Origin of the sequence: Micromonospora sp. ATA51, from assembly GCF_016802855.1 — a bacterium.
Taxonomy (GTDB): Bacteria; Actinomycetota; Actinomycetes; order Mycobacteriales; family Micromonosporaceae; genus Micromonospora; species Micromonospora sicca.
The window spans coordinates 1-9,962 of record NZ_JAEVHJ010000255.1 but is presented as its reverse complement, the minus strand read 5'-3'; the positions used below and the strand labels follow the sequence as shown (position 1 = coordinate 9,962).

The following is a 9,962-nucleotide window of genomic DNA, read 5'->3' as shown; positions in this document are numbered from 1 at the left end:
GGATGGTGTGTGGCGGCGTCTCAGGCGACGACGGAGGCGCGGCGCCGGCGGCGCAGGCAGCACGTACGTCCCGCCGGCGACTGCCCGGCGGCGAGCGGCACCGCCCGCGACGAGGACGCCGGCGTCCGGTCCCTGGCCGCCGCCGCGGCCGGCGCGCGCCGATCGGGGTGACGGTGAACTGGGCGGAGCCGCCGCTGCTGCCGTCGCCGCAGGTCGTGGTGACCGTGTACGTCCCGAGGGTGAACCCGGCGGTGAAGAGTTCGGCGCTCAGGCCGCCGCCCGCCGCCGCGGTCGTGGACCGGACGTTCTCGTCCCGGTTCGGTCCGGTGACGCGGAAGATCGCGTCACCCACGTTCGGGTTGCAGGTCGTGGTGAGCACGACGGTCCCGCCGACCGGGGTGGTCGCTGGTGAGACGGTGGTGGTTTGCGCGAGCGCGGCGGCCGGGAGCAGGAGTGCGCCGAGGCCCACGCCGACCGCCGCCGATCCGAGAATTCTCTGTGCCTTCATCCGCGTCTTCCCTCACTTTTCGTCCGCTGTCTGCGTGGGACGTCGTTCGGGTGGCCAACTCCGTGACTAGCACCGGTGTGGCCAACACTAGGAGGGTTGGGTTGCCCGTCCGGCGTAAATGAGAAATCTTCGTTGCCGTCACGTGTTCCCCCTCCCGCCGGGGAGCGGCGGAAATGCCCACCCAGGACGGCCGTAACGCCCTGGAGCTCTGGTTCCTCCTGGGCCGTCCGTGGCGATCTGCGCCCCGCGGGCTCGTCGCGGCCGTGTGCCCGGTGCGACCGCTCCTGTCCTCGATGTCGGAAACCCGGACGCGGGTCCGGTGACACCGGTGCCGCCGATTTCGCCGGCCGGCGCCCGAGGGTCAGCCCGCGCGACCGACCGGCGGGCGACAGTGGCCGGTGCCGGCGCCGACCCGGGGGCGCCGTACGTCCAGAATGGAGGGTCAAAGGTGCCGGGCAGCCGCTCGCCGCCCGGAAGGCACCGTTCGCCGCACCGGGCCGACCGCTCCCGGTGGCTGTGCCGTCACTCAGGTCGCGGCCCCGACCAGCGAGAACTACAGTCGGCAGGAGCACACCGGATAGATCGCGACACATGTCACGGTGAGGAGCGAGCCGATGACCAGTCCGGCCGGCGTCGAGGTCACGGGACCGATGCACCCCCGGTACGACGAGATCCTCACCCCGGAGGCGTTGGCCTTCCTCGCCGATCTGCACCGCGCCTTCGACGCGCGCCGCCGGGACCTGCTCGACCGCCGGCGGCGGCGCGAGGCCGAACTGGCCGACGGCGCGCTGCTGGACTTCCTGCCCGAGACGCGGGAGATCCGCGAGGCGGACTGGCGGGTCGCCGAACCGGCGCCCGGCCTGGTCGACCGCCGCGTCGAGATCACCGGCCCCACCGACGCGAAGATGACCATCAACGCGTTGAACTCCGGCGCGAAGGTGTGGCTCGCCGACCACGAGGACGCCAACACCCCACTCTGGCAGAACGTCGTCTCCGGTCAGCTCAACCTGCGCGACGCCATCGACCGCAAGCTCGACTTCACCTCCCCCGAGGGCAAGCAGTACGCGCTGCACGACGGCGAACTGGCCACCATCGTGGTACGCCCGCGCGGCTGGCACCTCACCGAGAAGCACATCCTGGTCGACGGTGAGCGCACCTCCGGCAGCCTGGTCGACTTCGGGCTGTACTTCTTCCACTGCGCCCGCCGGCAGCTCGACCGGGGCGCCGGGCCCTACTTCTACCTGCCGAAGATGGAAAGCCACCTCGAGGCCCGACTGTGGAACGACGTGTTCCTGGCCGCCCAGGAACGGCTCGGCATCCCGCGCGGCACCATCCGGGCCACCGTGCTGATCGAGACCTTCCCGGCCGCCTTCGAGATGGACGAGATCCTCTACGAGCTGCGCGAGCACTCCGCCGGGCTGAACGCCGGCCGGTGGGACTACATGTTCAGCGTGATCAAGAAGTTCCGCACCCGGGGCAGGGACTTCCTGCTGCCGGACCGGAACGCGGTGACGATGACGGTGCCGTTCATGCGCGCGTACATCGAGCTGCTGGTGCGGACCTGCCACCGGCGCGGCGCGCACGCCATCGGCGGGATGGCCGCGTTCATTCCCAGCCGGCGCGACCCGCAGGTCAACGAGATCGCCCTGACCAAGGTCCGCGACGACAAGACCCGCGAGGCCAACGACGGGTTCGACGGCTCCTGGGTGGCCCACCCCGACCTGGTGCCGGTCTGCCGGCAGGTCTTCGACCAGGTCCTCGGCGACCGGCCGAACCAGCTCGACCGCGCCCGCGAGGAGGTGCGGGTCAGCGCCGCCGAGCTGCTCGACGTCCGGTCCACCCCCGGGCAGCACACCGAGGCCGGGCTGCGCAACGCGGTCAGCGTCGGCGTGCAGTACCTGGCCGCCTGGCTGCGGGGCACCGGCGCGGTGGCCATCTTCAACCTGATGGAGGACGCCGCCACCGCGGAGATCTCCCGCAGCCAGGTGTGGCAGTGGCTGCACAACGACGTCACCCTCGACGACACCGGCGAGCGGGTCAGCCGGGAGCTGGTCGAGCGGATCGCCGACGAGGAGATCGGCAAGCTCCCCGGCGACCCGGGCGACTACGCCGAAGCCCGCGCGCTGTTCATGGAGGTCGCCGTCGCCGACGACTTCGCCGACTTCCTCACCGTGCCCGCGTACGAGCGGATGCCCTGACCGACAACCGACGCGGAGGTGGGCGATGAGCACGACCACGACGGACCTGACCGCCCTCGCCGCCGCGCTGCGGGCCGCCGTCGGCGCCGACCGGGTGCTCAGCGACCGGCAGGAGCTGCGCACCTACGAGTGCGACGGGCTGGCCCAGTACAAGGTGGTGCCGGCCCTCGTCGCGCTGCCCGCCGACGCCGCGCAGTGCGCCGCGGTGGTCCGGGCCTGCGTCGCCGCCGGCGCGCCGTTCGTGGCCCGCGGCTCCGGCACCGGGCTCTCCGGAGGTGCGCTGCCGCACGCCGACGGGGTCCTGATCGTCACCTCGCAGATGCGGGACATCCTGGAGGTCGCGCCCTCCGACGAGCGGGCCGTGGTGCAGCCGGGCGTGATCAACCTCGCGGTGAGCCGGGCCGCGAACCCGCACGGCTGGTACTACGCGCCCGACCCGTCCAGCCAGCAGATCTGCTCGATCGGCGGCAACGTGGCGGAGAACTCGGGCGGCGCGCACTGCCTCAAGTACGGCTTCACCACCAACCACGTCACCGGCGTCGAGCTGGTCACCCCCGACGGCGACCGGGTACGCCTCGGCGGCCGCGCCCCCGACGCCCCCGGCTACGACCTGCTCGGCGCGTTCGTCGGCTCGGAGGGCACCCTCGGCATCGCCACCGAGGTGACCGTCCGGCTGACCCGGCTGCCCGAGTCGGTGCGGACGCTGCTCGCCGCCTTCGACAGCACCGACCAGGCCGGCGCGGCGACGTCGGCCATCATCGCGGCCGGGGTGGTGCCGGCGGCGGTGGAGATGATGGACGCACTCGCCATCTCCGCCGCCGAGGCGGCCGTGCACTGTGGCTACCCGCCCGGCGCCGGGGCGGTGCTCATCGTCGAGCTGGACGGGCCGGAGCCGGAGGTGGCCGCCCAGTTCGACCAGGTCGAGCGGCTCTGCCGGGACAACCGGGCGTTCGAGATCCGGATCGCCGCCGACGACGTCGAGCGGGCGCTGTTCTGGAAGGGCCGCAAGTCCGCGTTCGCCGCCGTCGGCCGGATCAGCCCCGACTACATCGTCCAGGACGGGGTGATCCCGCGGACCGCCCTGCCCGAGGTGCTGCGCCGCATCGGTGAGCTCTCCGCCGAACGCGGCATCCGGGTCGCCAACGTCTTCCACGCCGGCGACGGCAACCTCCACCCCCTGGTGCTCTTCGACGCCGCGGTCGAGGGGCAGACCGAACGCGCCGAGGAGGTCTCCGGGGCGATCCTCGACCTCTGCGTCCGGCACGGCGGCTCGATCACCGGCGAGCACGGCGTCGGCATGGACAAGGCGAAGTACATGCCGCGGATGTTCACCGCCGACGACCTGGACACCATGCAACTGCTGCGCTGCGCGTTCGACCCGGCCGGGCTGGCCAACCCGGGCAAGGTGTTCCCGACGCCGCGGCTCTGCGGCGAGGTCCCCGGCCGGCGCAAAGGGGTCCACCCCGCGCAGGAGGCCGGCCTGGCGGAGGTGTTCTGATGCCCGCCGACGCGATCCTCGACCGCCTCCGTGCGGCCGCCGACGGAACGACCACGACCGATGGTCGGCACACCGACGGCCTGCCGTCGCAGGCCGCGGCCGGCCGGACCGACAACCCGGACGGCCCCGAGCCGGTCCGGCCCGCCGGTGAGCAGGACGCGATCGCAGGGGTGCCGGCCCGCTACGTCGCCATGCCCCGGGACACCGCCCAGGCCGCTGCCTTGCTGCGCGCGGCCGCCGCCCTCGACCTGGCCGTGACGTTCCGCGGCGGCGGGACGAAACAGGATTGGGCAAGCCCGCCGCGCCGCCTCGACCTGATCGTCGACACCACCGCGCTGGCGGGGGTGGTCGAGCACGCCGCCGGTGACCTGATCACCGTGGTCCGGGCCGGCACCGGCCTCGACGCGCTCGCCGCCGCGCTGGCCGCGGCGGGCCAGCAACTCGCCCTGGACGCGCCGCTGCCCGGCGGCACCGTCGGCGGGCGGTCGCCACCAACGCCAGCGGCCCCCGCCGGATGCTCTACGGCACCGCGCGCGACCTGCTCATCGGGGTCACCCTGGTCCGCGCCGACGGGGTGGTCGCGCACGCCGGCGGCAAGGTGGTCAAGAACGTCGCCGGCTACGACCTGGGCAAGCTGGTCACCGGCGCGTACGGCACATTGGGGCTGGTAACCGAGTGCGCGTTCCGGCTGCACCCGCTGCCGGCCGCCGCCGCGTACGATCCCGGACCCGTACCTGGATGACAACGAGAGCGGGCTCGCCTGGATCGGGCGCACCGACTGGGTCTACGAGACGACCTTCGCCTGGCAGCCCGGCGACGACGACCGGGTGGACCTGGTCTGCGTCGGGCTGGACACGGTCGCCACGGTCACCCTGAACGGCACCGAGGTCGGCCGCACCGAGAACATGCACCGTGGGCACCGGTTCGCCGTCACGTCGCTGTTGCGCCCCGGCCGGAACACGCTGACCGTCCGCTTCGACTCGGCGTACCGCTACGCGGAGGCGCACCGGGACCGGCTCGGCGACCGGCCGAACGCCTACCCGGAGCCGTTCAACTTCATCCGCAAGACGGCGTGCAACTTCGGCTGGGACTGGGGTCCCACCCTGGTGACCGCCGGCATCTGGCAGGAGATCGGGCTGCACGGCTGGTCCACCGCCCGGCTCGCCGCCGTCCGGCCGGTGGTCACCGTCGCCGGCGACAGCGGCCGGGTCGAGCTGCACGTCGAGGTCGAGCGGGCCGCCGCCGCGCCGGTCACCGTCCGCGCCACGGTCGCCGACGCGGCCGGCGAGGTGACGATCCCGGCGGGCGAGCGCACGGCCGTGCTGACCCTCACGGTTCGCGACCCCGAGCGGTGGTGGCCCCGGGGGTACGGCGACCAGCCGCTGTACGACCTGGTGGTGACCCTCTGCGCGGAGGACGGCCGGGCGCTGGACGCCTGGTCCCGCCGGATCGGCTTCCGCTCGGTACGTCTCGACACCGCCCCCGACGCGCACGGCTCCGCGTTCGCCCTGCACGTCAACGACGTGCCGGTCTTCGTCCGCGGGGTCAACTGGATCCCCGACGACGCGTTCCCCAACCGGGTGACCCGGCAGCGGCTGGCCGAACGGTTCGACCAGGCTGTCGGGGCGAACGTCAACCTGCTCCGGGTCTGGGGCGGCGGCCGGTACGAGTCGGAGGACTTCTACGAGCTGGCCGACTCCCTCGGCCTGCTGGTGCAGCAGGACTTCCTCTTCGCCTGCGCCGCGTACCCGGAGGAGAAGCCGTTCCGCAGTGAGGTCGAGGCGGAGGCGGTGGAGCAGGTGACGCGGCTGGCCGCCCACCCGTCGCTGGTGCTCTGGACCGGCAACAACGAGAACATCTGGGGCTGGCACGACTGGGACTGGCAGGAGCCCCTGGCCGGCCGCACCTGGGGGCGCGGCTACTACCTGGAGCTACTGCCCCGGATCGTCGCCGAGCTGGACCCGACCCGGCCGTACTGGCCGGGCAGCCCCTGGTCGGGCGGCGAGGACGTGCACCCGAACGACCCGGCGCACGGCACCGCGCACATCTGGGACGTCTGGAACACCGACGACTACCGGAAGTACCGGGAGTACCTGCCGCGCTTCGTCGCCGAGTTCGGCTACCAGGCGCCCCCGGCGTACGCGACGCTGCGCCGGGCCATCTCCGACGAGCCGCTCGCCCACGACTCACCGGGCATGGCGCACCACCAGAAGGCCGCCGACGGGGACCTGAAACTCCAGCGCGGGTTGGACGCCCACCTGCCGGTGCCCGTCGACTTCGACGACTGGCACTACCTGACGCAGCTCAACCAGGCCCGGGCCATCCAGCTCGGGGTGGAGCACTTCCGCTCGCACCGGCCGGTCTGCATGGGCACCATCGTCTGGCAGCTCAACGACTGCTGGCCGGTCACCTCCTGGTCGGCGGTCGACGGCGACGGCCGGCGCAAGCCGCTGTGGTACGCGCTGCGCCGCGCGTACGCCGACCGGCTGCTCACCGTGCAGCCGCGGGACGGTGGGCTGGCCGTGGTGGCGGTGAACGAGACCGGCGCGGCGTGGCGTGGGGCGGCCACGATCACCCGGCTCACCCTGGCCGGGGAGCCGAGGGCGAAGACCTCGGTCGAGCTTGACGTTCCCGCGTACGGCGCGGTGGTGCTGGCGCTGCCGGCGGAGCTGGCACGGCCGGACGAGGCCCGCCGCGAGGTGCTGGTCGCCGAGGCCGGCGACCAGGCGGAGCGGGCGCTGTGGTTCTTCGCCGAGGACCGGGACGTCGACTGGCCGGCGGCGGAGTTGGACGCGGTGGTCGAGCCGGTCGACGGCGGCCAGCGGGTCCGGGTGACCGCCCGGTCGGTGCTGCGCGATCTCACGCTCTTTCCCGACCGGCTCGACCCGTCGGCCCAGGTGGACCAGGCGCTGGTCACCCTGCTGCCGGGGGAGTCGGCGACCTTCACCGTGCGGGCCGACGCGCCGCTGGACCCGGCGGCGCTGACCGCCCGCCCGATGCTGCGCTGCGTCAACGACATCACCGTCGGTATCTCGCCAGCGGACTGATCACGCCTCCTGGCGACCGTCCTGGCGGATGTCACCGTGAGCGACATGCCTGAGAGTCATATTTATGACCCTCAGGCATGTCGCTCACCGCGGATAGTCCTCGCCGGCCACGGCACGCCGCGCCTTCCCCTGCCCGGCTCGGCGCGGCCCTCGGTCCTGACGCCACCGGACCGACTTGAAGAATTCTGCAAGTGCTAAAGTCTTCAGGTCTTCGGGGAGGTTTCATGTCGGTGCCGCTGTACCAGGCGAAGGCGGAGCTGTTCCGCACCCTCGGGCATCCGGTCCGGATCCGGGTGCTCGAACTGCTCCAGGACGGGCCCAAGCCGGTCCGGGACCTGCTCGCGGCGATCGACGTCGAGGCGTCCAACCTCTCCCAGCAGCTCGCCGTGCTGCGCCGCGCCGGCATGGTGACCTCCCACCGCGACGGCCCTCTCGTCATGTACGCGCTCAGCACCCCCGACGTGGCCGACCTGCTGGCCGCCGGACGGCGCATCCTCGGCGCGGTCCTCACCGACCGGGACGCCCTCCTCGACGAGCTGCGCGGCACCGGAGGGGACCGGTGACCGGAGCGGCGCTCGGCCACGCCGCGGGTCCGGCCACCGGCGGCGCCGGCCCGGGCGACCGCGAACGTCCCGGCCACCCGGCCGCCGATCCCGGTGAAGATCCTGATCGCGGGCGGGTTCGGCGTGGGCAAGACCACCACGGTGGGCGCGATCTCCGAGATCGCCCCGCTGACCACCGAGGCGCAGATGACCAGCGCCGGCATCGGCGTCGACGACCCCGGCGTACGCTCCGGCAAGACCACGACCACGGTGGCCATGGACTTCGGCTGCGTGACCGTCGACCGCAGCCTCAAGGTCTACCTCTTCGGCACTCCGGGGCAGGCGCGGTTCGGCTTCATGTGGGACGACCTGGCCCGCGGCGCGCTCGGCGCGCTGGTGGTGGTGGACAGCGCCCGGCTGGACGACTGCTACCCCGCGGTCGACTTCTTCGAGCGCGCCGGGCTGCCCTTCGTGGTCGGGGTGAACGCCTTCGACGGGCGGCTCGCGCACGACCTGGCTTCGATCCGGTGGGCGCTGGCGATCGGCGACCACGTCCCGCTGGTGCAGTTCGACGCCCGGGACCGGCTCTCGGTGCGCGACGCCCTGCTGGCCGTCCTGGACCGCGCGCTGCACCGGGCGACCCGGCAGAGGGGTGCCTGAACCACCGTCGATTCGACCCGTTTCATGGAAAGGGGTGGACGTGATGAGAGGTGATCTGGACGAGACGCTCGCCCGGCTGGCCCGCCGCGAGGAGGCGCTGCGACGCCGGGCCGTCGGTCCGGACGAGGAGGCCGCCGGGGAGGAGCCCCGGCGGGTCGAGTCGCCCCGGGACGGGCACGGCGCGTACCGGCTGCGGGGCGGGACCCGCCCGGTCGACCGGGACCCGGTGGAGGAGGTGGCCGAGGCGGTACGCCGGGTGGTCGCCGAGCACCCCGGGCTGATCGTCACCCTGCGCGTGGAGCACGACGGGCAGGCGTACCCACTGCGGGTCTGCTGGCCCGGGCCGGACGTGACGGTCGGCGCCGAGTCGACGCTCGCGCCGCCACCGGTCTGGCCGATGTCGGCGCAGACCGTGCCGGCCCCCGGTCAGGACGGGCTGCGCACGGACCCGGCGGCCCGGCTGGCCGAGATGATCCGGCGCGACCCGTCGCTGCTGGAGGACACCGGCCCGGTCTGACGCCCGGCGCCCACCGGCCCGCATGGGGTGGTGCCGGCGGCTACTGTCTGGCGGGTGGCGGAACCCGACCTGACCCTGACGGCGTGCCTGCGGCCGGCGGCGCTGGACGCCCGCCGCGGCGTCGTCCGCCTGCACCCCGAGGTGCTGACCGCGTTGGCGCTGCGCCCCGGAGACCCGGTCCGGCTGAGCGGCCGGCGGGTCACCGCCGGGATCGCGGCGCCGGCCGGGCAGACCGCGAGCACCGCCCTGCTGTACGCCGACGACCTGCTGCTGGGCAACCTCGGCGTCCGGGACGGCGGGCAGGTGACGGTGAGCCCGCTGGCGGTGACCCCCGCCCGGCGGGTCACCCTGACCGGGCCGGTGGAGATCGTCGCCGCAGTCTCCCCGGAGATGCTGCGCCTCGCCCTGCTCGGCAAGGTGGTGACCGCCGGGGACGACGTCTCGCTGCTGCCGCAGGACGTGCTCCCCGACGCCTCCGTCCGCAGCCTGGTCGAAGCGGCCCGGCGCAGCCTGGCCAACACGATCGGCTACGCCTGGACCAGCACCCTGCTCACGGTGTCCGCCGTCGAGCCGGAGGCCGGCGCGCTGGTCACCATGGACAGCACGGTCGGCTGGGAGCACGGACCGGCCACCCGCGGCTCCGGGCCGGCCGGCCGGGACCCGAGCGGCCGGTTGACCGGCGACGCGACCGGGGCCGGCGGCCGGGCCCCGGTGAACCGACCGGCGGGAGCCGGGACCGAGTGGGCCCCGCCGGCGGAGTCCCGGCCCGAACTGGTCGAGCCGGAGGAGGCGCCTAGCGTCGACGAACTGCCCGGGCTGCGGGCCCAGGCCGAGGAGCTGACCGAACTGCTCGACCTCGGCTTCCACCACCGGGAGGTGCTCGGCCGGCTGGGCACCACCGTCTCGCTGGGCGTACTGCTCAGCGGGCCGGCCGGGTCCGGCAAGGCGGCGCTGGTCCGCGCGGTCGCCGCCCGGGTGCGCGCCCGGGTCTG

General features: G+C 73.8%; 7 protein-coding genes and 2 pseudogenes. 8 read left to right on the top strand and 1 reads right to left on the bottom strand.

The genetic code is table 11. The features are described from left to right. On the bottom strand, positions 1-508 hold a 508-nt coding region (locus tag JNW87_RS28650; protein ID WP_238454721.1), incomplete at its 3' end, for a hypothetical protein. A gap of 614 nt (positions 509-1,122) precedes the next feature. On the opposite strand from JNW87_RS28650, the gene aceB reads away from it, so the two are divergent. The 8 genes and pseudogenes from aceB to JNW87_RS28610 form a co-directional block, all read left to right on the top strand. Continuing rightward, complete coding sequence (aceB, locus tag JNW87_RS28645; protein ID WP_109805885.1) at positions 1,123-2,706, top strand: malate synthase A; 1,584 nt, start codon at positions 1,123-1,125, stop codon at positions 2,704-2,706. Between the two features lie 25 nt (positions 2,707-2,731). After that, positions 2,732-4,204 (top strand): FAD-linked oxidase C-terminal domain-containing protein, encoded by a 1,473-nt coding sequence (locus tag JNW87_RS28640; RefSeq protein ID WP_109805886.1) that lies wholly within the window; start codon positions 2,732-2,734, stop codon positions 4,202-4,204. Then, complete coding sequence (locus JNW87_RS28635; RefSeq protein WP_238454720.1) at positions 4,204-4,875, top strand: FAD-binding protein; 672 nt, start codon at positions 4,204-4,206, stop codon at positions 4,873-4,875. The genes JNW87_RS28640 and JNW87_RS28635 overlap by 1 nt, the downstream gene beginning before the upstream one ends. Positions 4,876-4,923: 48 nt before the next feature. Beyond that, a pseudogene (locus JNW87_RS28630) lies at positions 4,924-7,251 on the top strand (glycoside hydrolase family 2 protein); the annotation flags it as partial. A gap of 224 nt (positions 7,252-7,475) precedes the next feature. After that, positions 7,476-7,814 carry a helix-turn-helix transcriptional regulator gene (locus JNW87_RS28625; RefSeq protein WP_109800500.1) on the top strand — a complete coding sequence of 113 codons (339 nt, stop codon included), beginning with the start codon at positions 7,476-7,478 and terminating at the stop codon, positions 7,812-7,814. Between the two features lie 93 nt (positions 7,815-7,907). Continuing rightward, positions 7,908-8,453, top strand: coding sequence for an ATP/GTP-binding protein (locus JNW87_RS28620; RefSeq protein WP_375373553.1), 546 nt, complete (start codon positions 7,908-7,910; stop codon positions 8,451-8,453). Positions 8,454-8,496: 43 nt separating this feature from the next. Continuing rightward, on the top strand, positions 8,497-8,970 hold the full coding sequence (locus JNW87_RS28615; RefSeq protein WP_238454719.1) for a hypothetical protein: 474 nt from the start codon (positions 8,497-8,499) through the stop codon (positions 8,968-8,970). Between the two features lie 54 nt (positions 8,971-9,024). After that, positions 9,025-9,962, top strand: a pseudogene (locus tag JNW87_RS28610) (ATPase); the annotation flags it as partial.